At 56.2% G+C, this 19,867-nt stretch carries 15 protein-coding genes; 9 read left to right on the top strand and 6 right to left on the bottom strand.

Annotation, left to right across the window (positions count from 1 at the left end; translation table 11 throughout):
- Position 1 precedes the first annotated feature (1 nt).
- On the bottom strand, positions 2 to 1,534 hold the full coding sequence (gene pntA, locus HFD95_RS00740) for a Re/Si-specific NAD(P)(+) transhydrogenase subunit alpha (protein ID WP_033757763.1): 1,533 nt from the start codon (positions 1,532 to 1,534) through the stop codon (positions 2 to 4).
- A gap of 540 nt (positions 1,535 to 2,074) precedes the next feature.
- On the opposite strand from pntA, the gene ydgH reads away from it, so the two are divergent.
- Both ydgH and HFD95_RS00730 read left to right on the top strand, forming a co-directional pair.
- Positions 2,075 to 3,028, top strand: a complete 954-nt coding sequence (gene ydgH, locus HFD95_RS00735) for a DUF1471 family protein YdgH (protein WP_010244673.1) — start codon at positions 2,075 to 2,077, stop codon at positions 3,026 to 3,028.
- A 206-nt stretch (positions 3,029 to 3,234) separates the two neighbouring features.
- Entirely contained in the window at positions 3,235 to 4,626 is a 1,392-nt protein-coding gene (locus HFD95_RS00730) for a basic amino acid/polyamine antiporter (RefSeq protein WP_033757764.1), read from the top strand.
- A gap of 142 nt (positions 4,627 to 4,768) precedes the next feature.
- Here HFD95_RS00730 and HFD95_RS00725 read toward each other — a convergent pair whose 3' ends face one another.
- Positions 4,769 to 5,182, bottom strand: coding sequence for a hypothetical protein (locus tag HFD95_RS00725; RefSeq protein WP_010244668.1), 414 nt, complete (start codon positions 5,180 to 5,182; stop codon positions 4,769 to 4,771).
- A gap of 178 nt (positions 5,183 to 5,360) precedes the next feature.
- Between HFD95_RS00725 and rstA the strand changes: the two genes are divergently transcribed.
- The 5 genes from rstA to HFD95_RS00700 all read left to right on the top strand — a co-directional run bounded on the left by rstA (position 5,361) and on the right by HFD95_RS00700 (position 10,666).
- Positions 5,361 to 6,086: a two-component system response regulator RstA gene (gene rstA / locus HFD95_RS00720; protein ID WP_010244666.1), complete on the top strand. Its 726-nt coding sequence runs from the start codon at positions 5,361 to 5,363 to the stop codon at positions 6,084 to 6,086.
- A complete protein-coding gene (rstB, locus tag HFD95_RS00715; RefSeq protein ID WP_010244663.1) occupies positions 6,083 to 7,384 on the top strand; it encodes a two-component system sensor histidine kinase RstB in 1,302 nt (433 codons plus the stop codon). Before rstA ends, rstB begins: the two co-directional genes overlap by 4 nt.
- A gap of 20 nt (positions 7,385 to 7,404) precedes the next feature.
- Positions 7,405 to 8,892, top strand: coding sequence for a carboxypeptidase M32 (locus HFD95_RS00710; RefSeq protein ID WP_167429705.1), 1,488 nt, complete (start codon positions 7,405 to 7,407; stop codon positions 8,890 to 8,892).
- 159 nt (positions 8,893 to 9,051) lie between these two features.
- Complete coding sequence (asr, locus tag HFD95_RS00705) at positions 9,052 to 9,579, top strand: acid resistance repetitive basic protein Asr (protein ID WP_167429704.1); 528 nt, start codon at positions 9,052 to 9,054, stop codon at positions 9,577 to 9,579.
- 277 nt (positions 9,580 to 9,856) lie between these two features.
- Positions 9,857 to 10,666, top strand: coding sequence for a serine protease (locus HFD95_RS00700; protein ID WP_010670211.1), 810 nt, complete (start codon positions 9,857 to 9,859; stop codon positions 10,664 to 10,666).
- A gap of 58 nt (positions 10,667 to 10,724) precedes the next feature.
- On the opposite strand, the gene hrpA is transcribed toward HFD95_RS00700, so the two are convergent.
- Positions 10,725 to 14,627: an ATP-dependent RNA helicase HrpA gene (gene hrpA / locus HFD95_RS00695; RefSeq protein ID WP_167429703.1), complete on the bottom strand. Its 3,903-nt coding sequence runs from the start codon at positions 14,625 to 14,627 to the stop codon at positions 10,725 to 10,727.
- A 257-nt stretch (positions 14,628 to 14,884) separates the two neighbouring features.
- Between hrpA and azoR the strand changes: the two genes are divergently transcribed.
- Positions 14,885 to 15,484 (top strand): FMN-dependent NADH-azoreductase, encoded by a 600-nt coding sequence (gene azoR, locus HFD95_RS00690; RefSeq protein ID WP_010244651.1) that lies wholly within the window; start codon positions 14,885 to 14,887, stop codon positions 15,482 to 15,484.
- Between the two features lie 64 nt (positions 15,485 to 15,548).
- On the opposite strand, the gene HFD95_RS00685 is transcribed toward azoR, so the two are convergent.
- Genes HFD95_RS00685 through HFD95_RS00675 form a run of 3 tightly spaced genes read right to left on the bottom strand, consistent with a single transcriptional unit; the run spans position 15,549 to position 18,714 of the window.
- Complete coding sequence (locus HFD95_RS00685; protein WP_167429702.1) at positions 15,549 to 15,887, bottom strand: YdbL family protein; 339 nt, start codon at positions 15,885 to 15,887, stop codon at positions 15,549 to 15,551.
- 11 nt (positions 15,888 to 15,898) lie between these two features.
- The gene (locus HFD95_RS00680; protein WP_009090058.1) at positions 15,899 to 16,087 is read right to left on the bottom strand and encodes a YnbE family lipoprotein; all 189 of its coding nucleotides are present in this window, start codon (positions 16,085 to 16,087) and stop codon (positions 15,899 to 15,901) included.
- Positions 16,084 to 18,714, bottom strand: coding sequence for a YdbH family protein (locus tag HFD95_RS00675; protein WP_167429701.1), 2,631 nt, complete (start codon positions 18,712 to 18,714; stop codon positions 16,084 to 16,086). The genes HFD95_RS00680 and HFD95_RS00675 overlap by 4 nt, the downstream gene beginning before the upstream one ends.
- Before the next feature lie 146 nt (positions 18,715 to 18,860).
- On the opposite strand from HFD95_RS00675, the gene HFD95_RS00670 reads away from it, so the two are divergent.
- Positions 18,861 to 19,853, top strand: coding sequence for a 2-hydroxyacid dehydrogenase (locus HFD95_RS00670; protein WP_010244644.1), 993 nt, complete (start codon positions 18,861 to 18,863; stop codon positions 19,851 to 19,853).
- The last annotated feature ends 14 nt before the right edge of the window (positions 19,854 to 19,867 follow it).

Here is a 19,867-nt window from a genome sequence, read left to right as displayed (position 1 = left end):
GTTACCCCTTACGAAACATTTTCAGCATGCGCTGGGTGACGGTGAAGCCACCAAAGATATTGATGCTGGCAATCAGCACGGCAATAAAGGAGATAAAGGTGACCCAGCCACCGTGGCCCATCTGCAAGACCGCACCGATAACAATGATGCCGGAAATGGCATTGGTTACGGACATCAGCGGTGTATGCAGCGCATGACTGACGTTCCAGACCACGTAATACCCCACCACGCAGGCGAGCGCGAACACGGTAAAATGGGAGAGGAAGTCGGCCGGTGCCACGTTTGCCAGGCTGCCAAACAGCACGATAGCCAGGGCGATCAGCAGATATTTACGCCACGGTGAAACGGGCTTCGCCTCAATCTTTTCTGACGGCTTCGCGGCGGCAGCGGCAGCCTGTGGCGCGGCGGAGACCTGAATCGGCGGGGCTGGCCAGGTCACTTCGCCATCGCGTACCACGGTGACACCACGCACCACCACATCTTCGAAATCGACCTGGATTTCGCCATTTTTCTCTTTACACAGCAGCTTGATCAGATTGACCAGATTGGTGCCGTAGAGCTGGGAGGATTGTGTCGCCAGACGGCTGGGCAGATCGGTGTAACCGATGATTTTCACGCCATTCGGCGTGACGGTAACCTGGTCAGCGACGGTCAGCGCGCAGTTGCCGCCGGTCTGCGCCGCCAGATCAACAATGACGCTGCCCGGCTTCATGCTGGCGACCATCTCTTCGGTGATCAGTTTCGGAGCCGGTTTGCCTGGGATCAGCGCCGTGGTGACAATGATGTCCACGTCTCTGGCCTGACTGGCAAACAGCGCCATCTCAGCTTTGATAAAAGCCTCGGACATGACTTTGGCATAGCCGTCGCCGCTACCCGCTTCCTCTTCAAAGTCGAGCTCAAGGAATTCGGCGCCCATACTCTGCACCTGCTCTTTGACTTCGGGACGGGTATCAAACGCCCGGACAATCGCGCCCAGGCTGCCCGCTGCGCCAATCGCGGCCAGCCCGGCAACACCGGCCCCAATCACCATCACTTTTGCCGGTGGCACTTTACCGGCTGCGGTGATCTGACCGGTAAAGAAGCGACCAAATTCATGGGCGGCTTCGACAATGGCGCGATAACCGGCAATGTTCGCCATAGAGCTCAGGGCATCCAGTGACTGCGCCCGTGAGATACGCGGCACTGAATCCATTGCCATTACCGTGACCTGACGTGCGGCCAGTTTTGACAGCAGTTCGGGATTCTGTGCGGGCCAGATAAAACTGACCAGCGTGCTGCCCGCACGCGTCAGCGCAATCTCTTCGTCATCCGGCGCATTCACCTTCAGCACGATATCGGACTGCCAGACCTGCTCTCTGTCGCTGAGTGTGGCACCGGCTGCGATATAGCTTTCATCATCGAAGCTGGCGCGTTTACCGGCGTCATGCTCAAGGGTGACGCTGAAACCCAGCTTGATGAGTTGTTCCACGGTCTTAGGCGTGGCGGCCACGCGCGACTCGTTTGGCAACCTTTCCTTGGGTATTCCAATTAACATAGTGTTTCCTTTCATCGGTTAAAGGATGATGGCCCGAACCTGCACCACGAGAGCGCGACTGAAACGCGATTTCAGCCGCTTTTGGACGAAACGCAGGTATTTCAAAGTGTTTATAACCTACTGAAAATGTGACGAGCGATCTACAGCGACCACGCAGAGTGATGACATTCACCCAATTATGCAGTGTTCTGTTAAGAAACCTGCGTTATCCCACTGCAAAATAGTCTCACAGGCAGATAATCTGCCAGAGATAATTGTACCCGGACGAATTAATCAACAACAAAAACCTTTATTTAACAATGCATTAACTATTTTATCGCTAACAGTTACCGCTTTTAGTGGTAACTATCACTAAAACTGGCCATAACTGCGTTTGATGACAAACAAATGAAAAAATCATGGTTGAATAACGCGATCTGACACAAAAAATCGCTGCGACAGTCTGTTTATAACATGCAATAATCAGCGGCTATTCTGTTATACATCAAGAGTCCAGCACGTTTTCGTACTCATTTTTGCGTAAGGCGAAGGATTATTTTTATGAAGCTGAAGAACACTATTCTGGCGACCACTCTGTTGTCCCTGCTGGCAGCCAACGCATTCGCTGCGCAGGAACTTACGCCAGAAAAAGCGGCCGCGTTGAAGCCATTCGAACGTATTAATATTACCGGCCGTTTCAACGCAATTGGCGACGCTGCCGATGCGGTATCTAAGCGTGCAGATCAGATGGGCGCGGCCTCTTATTACATCCAGGCGATCAACGACAGCAACGGTAACAGCGGTAACTGGCGCGTTACGGCTGACCTCTATAAAGCCGATGCCCCGGCAGCCACAGAGTCAACGACTTACCGTCGTTTCAACGGCGTAAACGAACTGCCAAAAGCAGAAGCGTATAAACTCGAACCCTTCGATACCGTTTCGGTCAGCGGCTTCTTTGCCAGCCAGCCGGATGTAAACGACGCAATTTCGAAAGCCGCAAAACAGAAAGGCGCAGCCTCCTTCTTTATCGTTCGCCAGATCGATGCCAACAGCGGCGGCAATCAGTATGTCACCGCCTATGTCTATAAAGCGGATGCTAAAGAGCGCGCGGTGCAGACACCGAATGCGATTCCTGCCGATTCAGAAGCGGGTAAAGCCGCTCTGGCTACTGGTGGCGCTGCGGCGGCTAACGTAGAGATTCCAGGCGTGGCCTCGTCTGAAACGCCAAGCAACAAAGTGGGCCGTTTCTTCGAAACCCAAAGCTCTACCGGCAAGCGCTATACCGTTAATCTGCCAAACGGCAAATCGGTGCAGGAAGTCAACGCCATTACTGCTGCGCAGATGCAGCCGTTCGATACCGTGACCTTCACCGGTCACTTCGGTACGCCAACTGAGATTTCAGAAGAAGTGGCGAAGCGTGCGGCGGACAAAGGTGCCAAGTTCTACCACGTTACCCGTCAGTGGCAGAACCAGAGTGGCGGTAACCTGACCGTCACGGCTGACCTGTTTAAGTAATCCTTCTCAGGGCGGCGCCTGCCGCCCTGCTGTTTGCATAATTCCTGCGCTGTTTTGCATAGTCACGCATTGCCATCCCCTGCCACACTCCGTAAAATCCTCCGCCTGTTTTACCGGATATTGTCCCTGTATTGTGCCTTTGGTGTGACATAACCCAGCGACAGAATCCGATTTACCCAGCCATATATGCTAGCGGGAAGGTTGTTTTGGAGAAAAAATTAGGTCTCGGTGCGCTGACGGCGCTGGTGCTCAGCTCTATGCTGGGCGCAGGCGTGTTCAGTCTGCCGCAAAATATGGCTGCAGTGGCCGGTCCGGCGGCGCTGCTGCTGGGCTGGCTGATTACCGGCGTCGGCATCATCTTTCTGTCGCTGGCGATGCTGCTGCTGACCCGCCTTAAACCCGAGCTGGATGGCGGCATCTTTACCTATGCCCGTGCCGGTTTCGGCGAGCTGATGGGCTTCTGCTCCGCGTGGGGCTACTGGCTGTGCGCCGTGATCGCCAACGTCTCCTATCTGGTGATTGTCTTCTCTGCCCTGAGCTTCTTCACCGATACGCCGGACCGGATTATCTTTGGCGATGGCAACACCTGGCAGGCGATGCTGGGTGCATCCGTGCTGCTGTGGCTGGTTCACTGGCTGGTGCTGCGCGGCGTGCAGACCGCTGCCAGCATTAATCTGATGGCGACGCTCGGCAAGCTGGTGCCGCTGCTGCTGTTTATTGTGCTGGCGGTGATGGCGTTCAACTATGATCGCTTCCGCTTTGACTTTTCCGGCGTCACGCTAGGGCAACCGCTATGGGAGCAGGTCAAACAGACCATGCTGATTACCCTGTGGGTCTTTATTGGCGTCGAGGGGGCGGTGGTGGTCTCTGCACGCGCGCGCCAGAAAAAGGATGTGGGCCGGGCTACACTATTCGCCGTGCTGGCAGCGTTGCTGGTCTATCTGCTGGTGACACTGCTGTCGCTTGGCGTGGTTCCACGTGCTGAACTGGCTCAGATGCGTAACCCCTCCATGGCGGGATTGATGACCCGACTGATGGGCAACTGGGGCGATGCGGTGATTGCGGTGGGTCTGGTTATCTCGGTGTGCGGTGCCTATCTGAGCTGGACGATTATGGCCGCTGAAGTGCCCCTGATTGCTGCGCAACAGGGTGCATTTCCACGCAGTATCGCCCGACAAAACCGCCATAACGCGCCAGCCGCCTCACTGTGGCTGACCAACGGCAGTATTCAGCTCTGCCTGATCCTGATTGCCCTGACTGGTGCGAATTACAACAACCTGCTGACCATCGCCTCTGAGATGATTCTGGTGCCCTATCTGCTGGTGGGGTTATATCTGATCAAAGTGGTACGCGGACAGCATAAACCGCTGGCGATGGCGACCGGTATCGGTGCCAGCCTGTATGGCATCTGGCTGCTTTACGCCTCGGGGCCATTGCACCTGATGATGTCTGTGGTGCTCTATACACCGGGCCTGCTGCTGTTTCTGTTTGCACGACGCGGTGGCCGCGCAGAGTTTGCGCTGACTTCGCTGGAGCGGATTGCAATGGGATTGCTGATTGCCGCGACGCTGCCCGCCGTGTGGCAGTTGACGACTTAGCGCCTGGCCCGGCAGGCGTAATGGTTGCAGGCACTCCGGACCCGGCCAGCGCGGAGCAACCAGGCGTACAGACAGTACGTGAGGATGGTGAGCACTGCCCAGGTTCAGACTGACAAATCAGATAGCCTGAAGGGAAAGGCTCTTAGTGTGACTGCACAGGTATTGAGACACACAGCAGGTCATCCTGCTGTGTCAGATTCAGCGGCCTGGAATATTCATGATGGATCGCGTCCAGCTGCTCCGCCGAAAGCGGATAAGGAAGCTGAATATCGAAGCGACTAATCTGCTGTTGTTCCGCAAGGGTAATCAGGCGCGCGATATTAATTTCGTCGCTGACCTGAGTAGAAATGATTTGTAATGCTAATTCTTTTAACGGGTCGTCACTGCCCTGTAAGCGGTGTGCCGATTTACGTGTCACCATGCCAAATATCGGCATCACACCATAAATAGCATCGACGAAGCTCCAGCGCTTTTTGCAGGAAGCGGAGAGAAAGTCACTGTAATTGAAGCAGATGCGGTCGGGGTATATGGCTGATGCCAGCTCTTTATCAGACACACTAACGCTCCTCATGATAATCATCAATATCCCAAACCTGGCGCAAAAAGGCCGCGCTAATGATTGCACATTTTGCCGGTTATATACCAGCAAGCCACGGATATTTCGTGCGGTAACGTAGAGCTCAGGACCAGGAAAAGATATGCTTCCGTCCATCCCTGTCTCTGCTTTGTGAACTATGAACAAAATTGTTTATGTAGAAGATGAACCCGAAGTGGGCTCACTGATTGCGGCCTATCTGGGTCGTCATGATATTGAGGTGATTGTCGAGATGCGCGGCGACCGTGCTGAAGCCGTCATTGCCGAACAGCAGCCCGATCTGGTGATGCTGGATATCATGTTGCCAGGCAAAGATGGCATGACTATCTGCCGTGACCTGCGGGCCAACTGGCAGGGGCCGATCGTGTTGCTCACCTCACTGGACAGCGACATGAACCATATTCTGGCCCTGGAGATGGGTGCGCAGGATTACATTCTGAAAACCACGCCGCCGGCGGTACTGCTGGCCCGCCTGCGCCTTCATCTGCGTCAGTCGCAGCAGGGACAGCCGGACGATGCGCCCAGCGCACCCGCCGCCAACCGTATGCTGCGTTTTGGCTCGCTGACCATCGATGCGCTGAACCGCCAGGTCACGCTGTTTGACGAGCAGATCGCCCTTTCCACCGCGGATTTCGATCTGCTGTGGGTACTCGCCAGCCATGCGGGCCAGACGCTCAACCGTGATGCGCTGCTGAAAACGTTACGCGGGGTCAGCTATGACGGCCTTGACCGCAGCATCGACGTGGCCATCTCCCGGTTGCGCAAAAAGCTGCACGACAGCGCCACCGAGCCGTTCCGCATTAAAACCATTCGTAACAAAGGCTATCTGTTTGCGCCCCAGGCCTGGGATACCCGCGGACTATGAGAAAGCTTTTTATTCAGTTTTATCTGCTGCTGTTTGTCTGCTTTCTGGTGATGGCGCTGCTGGTGGGGCTGGTCTACAAGTTCACCGCTGAGCGTGCGGGCCGCCAGTCGATGAATGACCTGATGGCCAGTTCGCTCTACCTGATTCGCAGCGAACTGCGCGAGATCCCGCCACGCGACTGGAATAAAACCATCAAGAGTCTCGATCTCGGCCTGTCGTTCGACCTGCACATCGAGCCGATGAATAAATATCAGCTTGATGAAGGCAACATGCGTCGGTTGCGCGCCGGAGAGATCGTGGCGCTCGACGATCAATACACCTTTTTGCAGCACATTCCGCGTAGCCACTACGTGTTGTCAGTCGGGCCGATTCCCTATCTCTTCTATCTGCATCAGATGCGACTACTGGATATTGCCCTGCTGATCTTTATAGGGATGTCGCTGGCGCTGCCGGTGTTTATCTGGCTGCGCCCCCACTGGCAGGAGATGCAGCGACTGGAAAAAGCGGCTCAGCGCTTTGGCCGTGGCGAGCTGGACGTGCGCACCCATTTTGACAGCACCTCCAGCCTGTTCCGGCTCGGCATCGCCTTTAACCAGATGGCTGAGAACATCAATACGCTGGTTGCCAGTAAGAAGCAGCTGATAGACGGTATTGCGCATGAGCTACGCACACCGCTGGTGCGCCTGCGTTACCGGCTGGAGATGAGCGACAACCTCACGGATGGCGAACGGGTGGCGCTGAATCGCGATATCGGCCAGCTCGAAAGCCTGATTGAGGAGCTGCTGACCTATGCGCGTCTTGATCGGCCGCGCGTCGATCTCAATCTGAAAACACTGGATTTGGCCAACTGGCTGCGCGAACGGCTTGACGATTTCCGCACTATCAATCCCGACGTGCGGCTCGACCTTGAGCTGCCGCAGCGTGAAAACATCGGCATTTCTGATACCCGCCTGATGGAGCGGGTACTGGATAACCTGGTCAACAATGCGCTGCGTTATGCGCAACAGCGGCTGCGCGTCAGTTTGTGGTTCGACGGTCCGATAGGATGTCTGCAGGTGGAAGATGACGGTCCCGGCATTCCGCCTGAAGAGCGTGAGCGGGTTTTCGAACCCTTTGTCCGGCTGGACCCCAGCCGCGATCGCGCTACAGGCGGCTGCGGACTGGGACTTGCGATTGTGCACTCTATTGCCCAGGCGCTGAGCGGCAATGTGACTATTGAATCCAGTCCGCTGGGCGGCGCCAGCGTTCGCTTTTGCTGGCCGGTTGATCTAACCTTGCGGGAAATTCCGCTGCGTTAAAAAACCACAAGGAGTCTTACGTGACCTCAGCGTATCAACAACTTACCAAGACGTTCCTGCGCCTTTCCCGTTTCAGCCACGTCACGGCCATCGCCGGATGTGACATGCAAACCACCATGCCGCCGGGCGGCAGTCAGGCGCGTGGTGAAGCGCTGGCCGAAATGAGCGTGTTGCAGCACCAGATCCTCACTGCCCCTCAGGTTGGTGAGTGGCTCAGGGCCGCAGAGCAGCAGTCACTCAACGATGTTGAGCGGGCCAATCTCAACGAGATGCAGCGCGCTTACCAGCAGGCCACCCTGCTGCCTGATGATTTTGTTGAAGCCAAATCAATCGCCGGTTCGGTATGTGAACATGCATGGCGCACTCAGCGTCCCGCCAACGACTGGCATGGCTTCGCCGCCAATCTCAAAGAGGTGGTGCGTCTGAGCCGCGAAGAGGCCCAGCGCCGCGCAGACGCCACTGGCTGCTCGCGTTACGATGCGCTGCTGGATCTTTATGAACCGGGGATGACCCGCGCCCGGCTGGATGAAACCTTTGGCGAACTGAAAACCTGGCTGCCCGATCTGTTACAGCAGGTCGTGGAAAAACAGGCGAAACAGACTGTTGTCACGCCGCAGGGGCCGTTCGCCCTGCCTGCTCAGCGTCAGCTCGGCCTGAGCATCATGGAAACGCTGGGTTTCGACTTTAACCATGGCCGGCTGGATATCAGTGCGCATCCCTTCTGCGGTGGCGTGCCGGAAGATGTGCGTATTACCACCCGTTACAACGAGAATGAGTTTCTCAGCGCCCTGATGGGCGTGATCCACGAAACCGGCCACGCCCGTTATGAGCAAAATCTGCCGCAGCAGTGGCGCGGTCAGCCGGTGGCGCTGGCGCGCTCCACCGCTATCCACGAATCACAAAGCCTGTTTATGGAGATGCAGCTTGGTCGCAGCCGCGAATTCCTGCAGCACATTCTGCCGCAGGTGATCGCCACCTTTGGCGACCAGCCTGCCCTGCAGGCGGATAATTTTGTGCGCCTGACACAGCAGGTTAAGCCTGGCCTGATCCGGGTTGACGCCGATGAGCTCAGCTATCCGGCACATGTCATTCTGCGCTATGAAATCGAGCAGGCGCTGATTGAAGGCGAGATTGAGGTTGAGGATATTCCGGCGCTGTGGGATGAGAAAATGATGCAGTCGCTGGGTCTGGATACCCGGGGTAACTACCGCGATGGCTGTATGCAGGATATCCACTGGACCGACGGCGCCTTTGGCTACTTCCCGACCTATACGCTGGGCGCGATGTACGCCGCACAGCTGTTCCGCTCGGTACATCTTGCGATTCCTCAGCTCAGCGAGCTGATTCAGCACGGTGAGCTGCAGCCGGTATTCGACTGGCTGCAACAGAACATCTGGCAGCACGGCAGCCGCTTCTCCACCGATCAGCTGCTGATCAACGCCACCGGCGAAGCGCTGAATCCGGCTTTCTTCCGCCAGCACCTTGAACAACGTTACCTGAATAGCTAAGCTCTCGGGCGGTCTGCTGACCGCCCTTTCCCGCCTTTGTACAATCGGTTACACGCCGATACCAAACACCCACGGACACCGTTCATTGATATCCCTATAGTCTCTTCACCGGCCCCGCAGTGGGCTACACATGAAAAAATAGTCTTCGAGGGATTTGCAATGAAAAAATTATTTGCACTGGTTGTCGCCGCTGCTATGGGTATGTCTTCTGTTGCTTTCGCTGCTGACACCACAGCTGCTCCAGCTGCTGCGCCAGCCGCAACAACCACTACTACCGCTGCAGCACCGGCTAAAACCGTTCACAAAACTGCGCACAAGAAACACCATAAAGCGTCTCAGAAAGCGCAGGCTGCTAAGAAACACCACAAAAAAGCTGTGAAAAAAGATGCCGCGCAGAAAGCGCAGGCTGCTAAAAAAGTTCACCACAAAAAAGTAGCTAAACCTGCTGCACAGAAAGCCCAGGCCGCTAAAAAAGTTCACCACAAAAAAGTCACTAAACCAGCTGCTCAGAAAGCCCAGGCCGCTAAAAAAGTTCACCACAAAAAAGCCACTCAGCCAGCCGCTCAGAAAGCCCAGGCTGCTAAAAAAGTTCACCACAAAAAAGTAGCTAAACCAGCTGCCCAGAAAGCTCAGGCTGCTAAAAAAGTTCACCACAAAAAAGTTGTGAAACCAGCAGCTAAAAACTAAGGTCGCCTTCAGCGCACGGCCACGAGATGATGATTAAAAACACCCGGTTCTGCCGGGTGTTTCTTTACTGGAGTGGATGATATGGTGCGTCGCTATCGCTTCGAAATTATTCTGCTGGTGATGATCCTGTGTGGCATTGTTGCAGCAAGCTTTTTTGTTTAACCGCTGTAGCGTACTGATTAACCAATAAAACTCCCTTTTTCAACGCTCACCGACTATAGTTACCGTACTTACGTAATAACAATAACGTTAATTTTTTCTCGCCATTGAGATTTCTATGCGCCTGGCTACCCTGTTAATGGTTGGACTCTTCAGCTTTGCCACCACGGTTCATGCCGATGATGACGATGACTCGCCTACTCCTGCTGAAATTAAGATGCTGTTTTTCGGTAAGGATCATCGCCAGGCAATCACCGATATTACCGCTGCCCCCTGGGATGCCATTGGTCAGCTGGAAACCGAAAGCGGCAACCTCTGTACTGCCACACTCATCTCTCCGCATCTGGCGCTGACCGCCGGACACTGCCTGCTTGCCCCGCCGGGTAATTTCGATAAGCCGGTTGCGCTGCGATTTATGGCCAGCGATAAAGGCTGGCGCTACGAGCTTCATGATATTGATGCGCGGGTTGAACCCTCGCTGGCGTCAAAGTTAAAAGCGGATGGTGAAGGCTGGATCGTGCCGAGCAGTGCAGCCCCCTATGATTACGGCATCGTGATTTTACGCAATCCGCCCTCAGCGATTACGCCTATTCCGCTGTTCGATGGCTCACGCAGCGATCTCACTGCGGCGCTGAAGCTGACCGGACGCAAAGTGACGCAGGCAGGCTATCCGGCTGATCATCTGGACACGCTTTACTCCCACAGCGATTGCCTGATCACCGGCTGGGCGCAGCGCGCCGTGTTGTCGCATCAGTGTGACACCCTGCCAGGTGACAGTGGTTCGCCACTGCTGCTCAACAGCGATAAAGGCTGGCAGTTAATCGCGGTACAAAGCTCAGCACCGGCTGCGAAAGATCGCTACCTGGCTGATAACCGCGCGATTTCGGTCACCTCGTTTAAAGATAAGCTGGAATCCCTGGCGCAGTAGTCCGCACTCTCACTCCCCATCATCGGATGCGCGCCGGTTACGGCGCGCATCCCGGCGTTTAACCCGCTATCTGCTCCATCATCTGCAGAATACGCTTATCTGAGATGGGATAAGGCGTACCCAGTTGCTGAGCAAAATAACTGATTCGCAGCTCTTCGATCATCCAGCGGATGCTCTGCACCTCTTCATCATCCTGACGCTGCGGCGGCAACTTGTTGCGCCACGCCTGATAAGCCTGCTCCACTGCCTGCACTTTTAACATCCGCGCACGATCGCTGTGCGGATCGGCAGGCAGTTTTTCCAGTCGGCGCTCAATCCCATGCAGATAACGCAGCGTATCGGCCAGTCGCTGCCAGCCGTTGCCTGTGACAAAGCCGCGATAAACCAGGCCACTTAACTGCGCTTTTATGTCAGATAACGCCAGCGCCATGGTCATATCGACCCGGCCCTTCAGACGCTTATTGATGTTGAAGACTGCCGTCAGGATCTGCTCGACCTGCTTCGCGATGGTCACCACGGTTTCATTGAGTTCGCCGCGCACTTTGTCACGCAACTGCTCAAACGAGGTTTGATCCCAGGCCGGACCGCCCGCTTCCCCCATCAGCTTGTCGATGCCACAGGCGATGCAGTCGTCAATCAGCTCCAGCACTTTGCCATAAGGGTTAAAGTAGAGTCCGAGCTTGGCTTTGTTCGGCAGCTTCTCGTGCAGATATTTAACCGGTGACGGCACATTCAGCAGCAGCAGGCGACGTTGACCGCGCCACATCATTTTTTGCTGCTCCTGCTCGCTGTCAAACAGACGAATGGCGACGCTCTCTTTCTCGTCGACCAGCGCAGGCCAGGCTTTAACCTGGTAGCTGCCGCGCTTCTGTTCATAACTGCGTGGCAGATCGCCAAAACTCCAGATATGCAGCCCGCTCTGCTCCAGCCCGTCATCCGCCACTTTCGACAGCGTTTCCTGCACTTTGTCTTTCAGCTGTGCCTTAAGCGCCGTAAGATCTTTGCCTTCCAGCAGTTTACGGTTGTGCTCGTCGACTACCCGGAACGTCATTTTCAGATGATCGGGCACCTGTTCCCACTGCCAGTTTTCCCGCTCCAGCGTGACGCCGGTCATGCGGCGAAATTCCCGCGCCAGCGCATCAGGCAGCGGCATCTCCATCGCTTTCACTCTTCCTAAGAACGCTTCGGCGTAATTGGGCGCAGGCACCAGGTTACGGCGCAGCGGCTTTGGCAGCGACTTAATCAGTGCGATGATCAGTTCACGGCGTACACCGGGGATCTGCCACTCAAAACCGCTATCCTCTACCTGGTTCAGCAGCGGCAGCGGAATATGTACCGTCACGCCATCCGCATCTGCGCCAGGCTCAAACTGATAACTCAGCTTAAGTTTGAGGTTGCCCTGATGCCAGAAGTTGGGGTAGTCGAGCTGACTGACTTTATCCGCACCCTCTTTGATCAGCATCTGCTTGTCGAAATTCAGCAGTTCTGCGTTTTCGCGACTGGCCTGTTTCCACCAGCTGTCGAAATGCTTCGCTGAGACCACCTCTTTGCCAATGCGCTGGTCATAAAAAGCAAACAGTGTTTCGTCATCGACCAGAATGTCGCGACGACGGGATTTGTGTTCCAGATCTTCCACTTCGCTGCGCAGCTTCTGGTTTGCGCGGAAGAAGGCGTGCCGGGTCTGCCAGTCGCCCTCCACCAGCGCGTGACGAATAAACAGTTCACGGCTCAGGGTGGGATCGATGCTGCCATAGTTAACTTTACGGGCGGCGACAATCGGCAGGCCATAGAGCGTGACTTTTTCGGTGGCCATCACCGCGCCCTGCGATTTCTCCCAGTGCGGTTCACTGTAGCTGCGCTTGATCAGATGCTGTGCCAGCGGCTCAATCCACTCTGGTTCAATACGGCCCGCCGTGCGGCCCCACAGGCGGCTGGTCTCGACCAGTTCCGCCACCATGGTCCACTTCGGCGGCTTTTTAAACAGCCCGGAGCCAGGGAAGATCGCGAAGCGGGTATTGCGCGCGCCGGTATACTCCTGCTTATCGGTGTCTTTCTGCCCGATATGCGACAGCAGACCGCTTAACAGCGCGCAGTGGACGGGCTGCAGCTCAGCCGGTTCACTGTTAACCGGAATGCCCAGTTCACGCACCACCTGCCGCAACTGGGTGTAGATATCCTGCCATTCCCGCACGCGCAGATAGTTAAGGAAATCGCTTTTGCACTGGCGGCGGAAAACATTCCCGGACAGCGCTTTCTGCTGCTCCGCCAGGTAGTTCCAGAGATTCACATAGGCGAGGAAGTCGGAGTCTTTGTCGGCAAAGCGCCGGTGCTTCTCATCGGACGCCTGCTTTTTATCTGCCGGACGCTCACGCGGGTCCTGAATCGACAGGCCAGCGGTGATAATCATCACTTCGCGCACGCAGCCAAATTTCTGCGCTTCCAGCACCATCCGCGCCAGGCGGGGATCCACCGGCAACTGCGCCAGCTGACGCCCGGAACCGGTGAGCTTGTAGTGACCGGTCTCTTCGTTCAGGGTCAGCGCGCCCAGCTCTTCCAGCAGGCGGACGCCATCCTGGATATTGCGCTTATCGGGCGCTTCCACAAACGGGAAGGCGGCGATATCGCCGAGGCCCAGCGAGGTCATCTGCAGGATCACTGACGCCAGGTTGGTGCGCAGGATTTCAGGATCGGTAAAGGCCGGACGACTCAGGAAGTCATCTTCCGCGTAGAGACGGATACAGATACCGTCTGATACGCGGCCGCAACGCCCTTTACGCTGGTTGGCAGACGCCTGTGATATCGGTTCAATCGGCAGGCGCTGCACTTTGGTACGGAAACTGTAACGACTGATACGCGCCGTACCGGGATCGATCACATATTTAATCCCAGGCACCGTCAGCGAGGTTTCCGCGACGTTGGTCGCCAGCACGATACGACGACCACTGTGCGACTGAAACACCCGGTTCTGTTCGGCGTTCGACAGCCGTGCATAGAGCGGCAGCACTTCGGTGTGTGGCAGATCGCGTTTGTTCAGCGCGTCGGCGGTATCACGTATTTCACGCTCACCACTCATGAAGATCAGGATATCGCCCCGACTTTCCCGGCCCAGTTCATCTACGGCATCAAAAATCGCCTGCAGCTGGTCACGATCGCTGTCATCCGCCTCTTCGATCACCGGCCGATAGCGCACTTCAACCGGATAGGTCCGGCCTGAGACTTCAATCACCGGCGCATTATTGAAATGACGCGAGAAACGCTGTGGATCGATGGTGGCGGAAGTGATAATCACTTTCAGATCGGGGCGACGCGGCAGCAGCTCTCGCAGATAACCGAGCAGGAAATCGATATTCAGGCTGCGTTCGTGCGCTTCATCAATAATGATGGTGTCATATTGCATCAGCAGACGATCCTGCTGGATCTCCGCCAGCAGAATCCCGTCGGTCATCAGTTTAATCTGCGTCAGGTCACTGACCTGGTCGTTAAACCGTACTTTATAGCCGACGCAGCCGCCCAGCGAAGTGCTGAGTTCATCGGCAATGCGATTCGCCACGGTACGTGCGGCCAGACGGCGCGGCTGCGTATGACCAATCAGACCCGTCACACCACGTCCCAGCGCCAGACAGATTTTCGGCAGCTGCGTGGTTTTGCCCGAGCCGGTTTCACCGGCGACAATCACTACTTGGTGATCGCGAATCGCCTCAGCAATATCCTGCTGCTTCTGACTGACCGGCAGATTGTCCGGGAAGGTAATGGCTGGCGTGGCCGCACGGCGCTGGGCCACGCGCTGCTCGGCAGCGATAAAGTCCTGCTCAAGCTCGCTGGCAATGCCCTGCTGTGCCTCGGGGTTTTTAGCTTTTCTGGCACCCTGTAAACGGCGCTGTAACCGCTGGCGATCGCGCAGCATTACACCGTCGAGGCGTGACCAGAGCGCTGCCAGTGGGGAAGTATCGGGAGATGACATAATAGTGACGTACCTTACTCAGACGGTGTCGCTGCCTGAAGCAGCGCCCTGCAAGCCGGGATAACCAGCTGATTCAATAAAAATAATTGCGCGCATCATAGCACATTCTGAACTGTTCCGGCGGATGGCCCCGGTTACGCTTATTCAATAAATTCGAACATGGGTCTCGAAATATTGCGCTTTCACCGCGCCATCGATAACCGTAGAGTGTAAACCATTGAGCGGAAAGTCTTCCGCGTAACAGACAGGAAACCACCATGAGCAAAGTTTTAGTTCTGAAATCAAGCATTCTTGCAGGCTACTCACAATCAAGCCAGCTCGCTGACTTCTACATCGAACAGGCAAAGGCCCAGGGTAAAGAGGTTACCGTACGTGACCTGGCGGCTAACCCGATCCCGGTACTGGATGGCGAGTTAGTGGGTGCAATGCGTCCCTCTGATACCCCGCTGTCACCTCGTCAGCAGGAGGCTCTGGACCTGTCTGATGAACTGATTGCAGAACTGCAGGCTCATGATGAAGTGGTGATTGCCGCGCCAATGTACAACTTCAACATCCCGACGCAGCTGAAAAACTATTTCGACCTGATTGCCCGTGCTGGCGTGACGTTCCGCTACACAGAAGCAGGCCCGGAAGGTCTGGTTAAAGGCAAAACGGCAGTCGTTATCTCCAGCCGTGGCGGCATCCACAAAGATACCCCTACTGACCTGCTGACCCCTTACGTCAAGCTGTTCCTGGGCTTCATCGGCATCACTGACGTTGAGTTCGTGTTTGCTGAAGGCATCGCTTACGGTCCGGAAGTGGCCAGCAAAGCGACCGCTGAAGCGAAAGACGCTATCAAGCAGATCGTGACGGCATAAGTCTCACTCATCTCAGGATGACGCTGTAAAAGACCGGGCCATGCGCCCGGTTTTTTTTCGCCGGTTACTGACTGCTCTCTGCCGTTTTTCTCAGCCACTGACCGTTAATGCCGCGCACATATTCCCCCGCTGCCGCACGGCTCACCAGCTTCTGTCCGGCAATACTGGCGACATCGGCCGTGGAGAGATTATTCTGTTCTGCCAGTCGCTGATACTCCTGCTCACGTCCGGCATTAATACGCTGCACCAGTGCCAGCGTTTCACTATCCTGCGCACGTGCCGCCAGATAGCCGGAGAGCGTTTCACCTGCCCGCCCCGATTGCCGCGCCTGATCCAGCGTCAGTGCCCAGGCAGGCTGCGCCATCGTCAGGGCGAGGAACAGCACCGCGCTTATGCGTTTCATCGTTGCTCTCCTCAGAACAGACCGCTCTGGTTTTTCAATAGCGCTTCCACGTCTTTATCGACTTTGATGTGGATCTCATGTTCGATTTTCACGTTCATGTTGATGGTGATGGGATCTTTAGGTGCCGTGACTTCAATGCGCGGCACGCAGCCGATGCTCAGCAGTCCGGCCGCCAGAACCAGTAGTGCCCTCAGGCTCATGGTGAAGTGTCCTTGTTGGATGGCAAATTCGCATGTTGCTCTAACCAGGATTGCAAATTATCGCCAAAGCGCAGGCTGCGCCAGAGCTGAAACAGGTTTTCCTGATGATGATAGTTGAGATTAACCGTCTGACGACGGTTACTGAACTGGCTGACGCCCTGCACCTGCGCCTCCATGGTGAGGTCGCCAAGATTATCCAGATTGATCGTGGCCCAGCTGCGGGAGACTTCCATATAGCGTAACCAGTCCAGCGCGGCGCCCGTCGCCACGTTATTGCGGGTAATCGCATCCGCCATATCTTTATCCAGCCGGAAGGTCAGCGGACCGCTGTTGGCAATCCACCCTTTCTCCACCAGCCAGTGTGGATTATTGAGCCACAGCGGCAGCTCACCGTTGACCTTGCCCGACATGGCAAACTGTTTAGGTTTCAGCGCCGTCACCAGCTCGCTGAGGCTGATATTGCGCAGCGACACCCGGGCTGGCTCATGCTGCGGCATGCGCAAAGCGGGCAGCGTAATTTGTCCGCCCAGCAGATCAAGGCTGACATCCTGCAACGTCAGCGGCGCCTGTTCGGACCACGGCCAGTTACCCTGCAGGTCAGCGCGAATATTCTGCATCGCAAACTGGTTCTTAACCTCGGCAATGCGCAGTGATACCGGGCCATGCTGACCAAATTGCCATTGCTGCTCATGGAATCTGAACGGCAGCGAGAAGTCGATACCGTTAACCTGGCTGTCAGGCGTCCAGATGCTGCCCTGTTTTACCGTCCAGTGGCCTCCCGCCTGGAAACCCTGTTCACTTGCGGCGGAAAAAGCGACCTGTGCCTGCAAACGGCCGCCCTGGATCTGCATTTTCATGTCGGGGCTGAGCAACGGCTGAAACACCGTCAGCGACTGTGCCGGCCACCAGGCCTGGCCGCGCAGCCGTTCGCCATCCCAGCGGCCGTTAACCCGCAGCGGGCCAACCTTGCCCGCTTGTAAACTGCCTCGCCAGATAAAATAGCCGGGATCACGACCTTTAGCCTCAAAGTCGAGCGTGGAATCTGCCAGATGTCCGCCATAGCTGAAGCGGGTCTCTCCTGCCTGCAGGCGGAAATGCCCATTGAACGCCGGATGCGCCGCATCACGCTGCCAGTTTACCGGTTTAGTCAGTGTCAGACGCGGTTTTGCAACGTTGATACTGCCATACGCCAGCTGATTAAAACCGGTGGACAAGGTATCCAGATGGATCAGGGTGTCGTGCCAGCCGCCCGTGCCTTTAACATCCCAGCGCGCCTGCAGCGGCAGCATCTCGCCACCTCCCCAGTAGCGCCAGTTCCATTCGCCCTTATCGGGCCAGAAATCATTGGCGCGGCCATCGAGATGCAACCGGAAGCGGCCAAAACTGGCATCGTGCGCATTCAGAATGGCCTGCAGGCGGCCATCAATACCCTGCGAGGAGAGTCGTACGCCCGCCAGCGGCCAGCGCGCTTCGTCCACTTCCAGCGTTGACAGCAACCGGCCCCGCAGGCGCAGCAGCGATTTAGGTTGCAGCACCAGTTGAGGATCGAGGATCGAGCCGCTGAGCACGCCCGGAATGGAGCCGTAAAGTTGCAGGTCGGCCAGCTTGCTTTCGCCGGTTAGCTGAAACGGCAGGTTGCTGTTGGTCAGGCTGAGGTTGCCGGGCCCGACGCCGAGCACCACGTTACCCTTGCCGCCGCGTCCCTGGGTCAGCAGGTTAACGCGACCGCTAATCTGGCTACTTTCAAGGCCAGACTGCCAGTTATCCAGCGTCAGGTTAACAAACCCTGATAGCGGCTGAGCCTCCAGCGGCCAGAAGTATTCGCCCTTTTCAATCCGAATCTGATCGCGGCTGATCTGCCACGGCAGTCTGAGAAGCGGCCTGGTTACTTCGGCCATTGCCACGCGTAGCTCGCCCTGCTGCTGCTGCCAGTTAAGCGTCAGCTTCAGGGGATGCGGCAGCGCGTCCAGCGCCAGCTGTCCGGTCACCTCGCCGTTCACCGGCAGATCAGTGGCAAAGATGGGTAACGCCAGATGACCACTCAGCGTGACGGGTTCAGGAAGTGCAGGATGGGTGAGCGTCAGGCGACTGATAGCGAGCTGCTGACCTGTCAGCGTTGCCGCCAGCTGCAGATTATCGCCCTGATAACTGAGTTGCTGACGATCTTTTTCCAGCGTCAGATCCAGCGCGCCCGCATACGTCTGCCACGGCGTAACGATTAATTTGCTCAGATGAACGTCGGCGCCAGGCAGCATTGCCTGCCATTCGGCCAGCGTTTTGGGGGCTGCCGTGCTGCCATCACTGGCCGGTAATTTTTGCAGGCAGGTGCTATCCAGCGTCAGCTCTGACGCATTCAGTTTCCAGCGCGACTGATGCCAGCCCAGCGATACCCCCTTTACCGTTGCCAGGGAGCAATCCCCTGCGAGATAACGAAGTTGTGGCAACCACAGGCCACCTTCCCGCCAGCGCGGTGCGCCCGACAGCTCAATGCGGGTATCTTCAGGTAGCCAGATGCCGACCAGCCGCGGCAGCCATTGCGTTACAGTCAAGATCAGGCCGAGCAGCAGCAGAATCAGCGCCAGAATGGCGGCCAGCCGTCGCCGGAACATCCGTGGCATAAAAGCCATAATCCTTTTCCTTACAGTATCCTGACAACGATGATGGCATGTAATCTGCCAGAGGTGAAGGTCTGCGCCGAACACAAGTCAGCTGTTTCAGCAAAGTCAGTCAGAAAACGTTATCCTTGCTCTATCACCTCTGCAGGAGCACAACGATGAAAATCGCGGTTTACAGCACCAAACATTACGATCAGAAATATCTTGAGCAGGTCAATCAGCAGTTCGGCTTTGAACTGGTGTTTTTTGACTTTTTACTCTCTGAAAGCACCGCCAAAACCGCTGTGGGTTGCGATGCTGTCTGTATCTTTGTAAACGATGACGGCAGTCGCCCGGTGCTGGAAGAGCTGGCCGGGCTGGGTGTGAAATACATCGCGCTGCGCTGTGCCGGTTTCAATAATGTTGATCTGGCTGCTGCAAAAGAGCTGGGTCTGGAAGTGGTGCGCGTGCCGGCCTACTCACCGGAAGCGGTCGCTGAACATACTATCGGCCTGATGATGACCCTGAATCGCCGTATTCATCGCGCTTATCAGCGTACCCGTGACGCAAACTTTTCGCTCGACGGCCTGACCGGTTTCAACATGCATAACAAAACCGCGGGTGTTATCGGTACCGGTAAAATCGGGATCGCGACGATGCGGATTCTGAAAGGTTTTGGTATGCGGCTGCTGGCGTATGATCCCTACCCGAGTGAGCAGGCGCTGGAACTGGGCGCGGAATATGTCGATCTGAAGACGCTGTTTGCTGAATCCCACGTCATTACCCTGCACTGTCCGCTGACGCCGGAAAATCATCATCTGCTCAACGCCGACGCGTTTAAACAGATGCGTGATGGGGTGATGGTTATCAACACCAGTCGTGGTGGCCTGATTGATTCACAGGCGGCGATTGACGCGCTGAAACAGCAGAAAATCGGCGCGCTCGGCATGGATGTTTATGAGAATGAACGCGATCTGTTCTTTGAAGATAAGTCGAATGATGTGATTCAGGACGATGTGTTCCGCCGTCTGTCGGCGTGCCATAACGTGTTGTTCACCGGCCATCAGGCGTTTTTAACCGCCGAAGCGCTGACCGCTATTTCTGAAACGACACTGAATAATCTCAGCCAGCTCGACCGCGGTGAAAACTGCCCGAACCGACTCTCTGCCTGACTATGCGGGCCGGA

This window comes from Pantoea sp. EKM10T (genome assembly GCF_011800685.1).
Taxonomy (GTDB): Bacteria; Pseudomonadota; Gammaproteobacteria; order Enterobacterales; family Enterobacteriaceae; genus Pantoea; species Pantoea agglomerans.
The sequence above is the reverse complement of the archived record's forward strand: the minus strand, read 5'-3'. Positions and strand labels throughout refer to the sequence as shown.

Coding starts and splice junctions, on each gene's coding strand:
- pntA (WP_033757763.1), bottom strand. CDS start 1,534: ATGTTAATTGGAATACCCAAGGAAAGGTTGCCAAACGAGTCGCGCGTG.
- ydgH (WP_010244673.1), top strand. CDS start 2,075: ATGAAGCTGAAGAACACTATTCTGGCGACCACTCTGTTGTCCCTGCTG.
- rstA (WP_010244666.1), top strand. CDS start 5,361: ATGAACAAAATTGTTTATGTAGAAGATGAACCCGAAGTGGGCTCACTG.
- rstB (WP_010244663.1), top strand. CDS start 6,083: ATGAGAAAGCTTTTTATTCAGTTTTATCTGCTGCTGTTTGTCTGCTTT.
- asr (WP_167429704.1), top strand. CDS start 9,052: ATGAAAAAATTATTTGCACTGGTTGTCGCCGCTGCTATGGGTATGTCT.
- HFD95_RS00700 (WP_010670211.1), top strand. CDS start 9,857: ATGCGCCTGGCTACCCTGTTAATGGTTGGACTCTTCAGCTTTGCCACC.
- hrpA (WP_167429703.1), bottom strand. CDS start 14,627: ATGTCATCTCCCGATACTTCCCCACTGGCAGCGCTCTGGTCACGCCTC.
- azoR (WP_010244651.1), top strand. CDS start 14,885: ATGAGCAAAGTTTTAGTTCTGAAATCAAGCATTCTTGCAGGCTACTCA.
- HFD95_RS00685 (WP_167429702.1), bottom strand. CDS start 15,887: ATGAAACGCATAAGCGCGGTGCTGTTCCTCGCCCTGACGATGGCGCAG.
- HFD95_RS00680 (WP_009090058.1), bottom strand. CDS start 16,087: ATGAGCCTGAGGGCACTACTGGTTCTGGCGGCCGGACTGCTGAGCATC.
- HFD95_RS00675 (WP_167429701.1), bottom strand. CDS start 18,714: ATGGCTTTTATGCCACGGATGTTCCGGCGACGGCTGGCCGCCATTCTG.
- HFD95_RS00670 (WP_010244644.1), top strand. CDS start 18,861: ATGAAAATCGCGGTTTACAGCACCAAACATTACGATCAGAAATATCTT.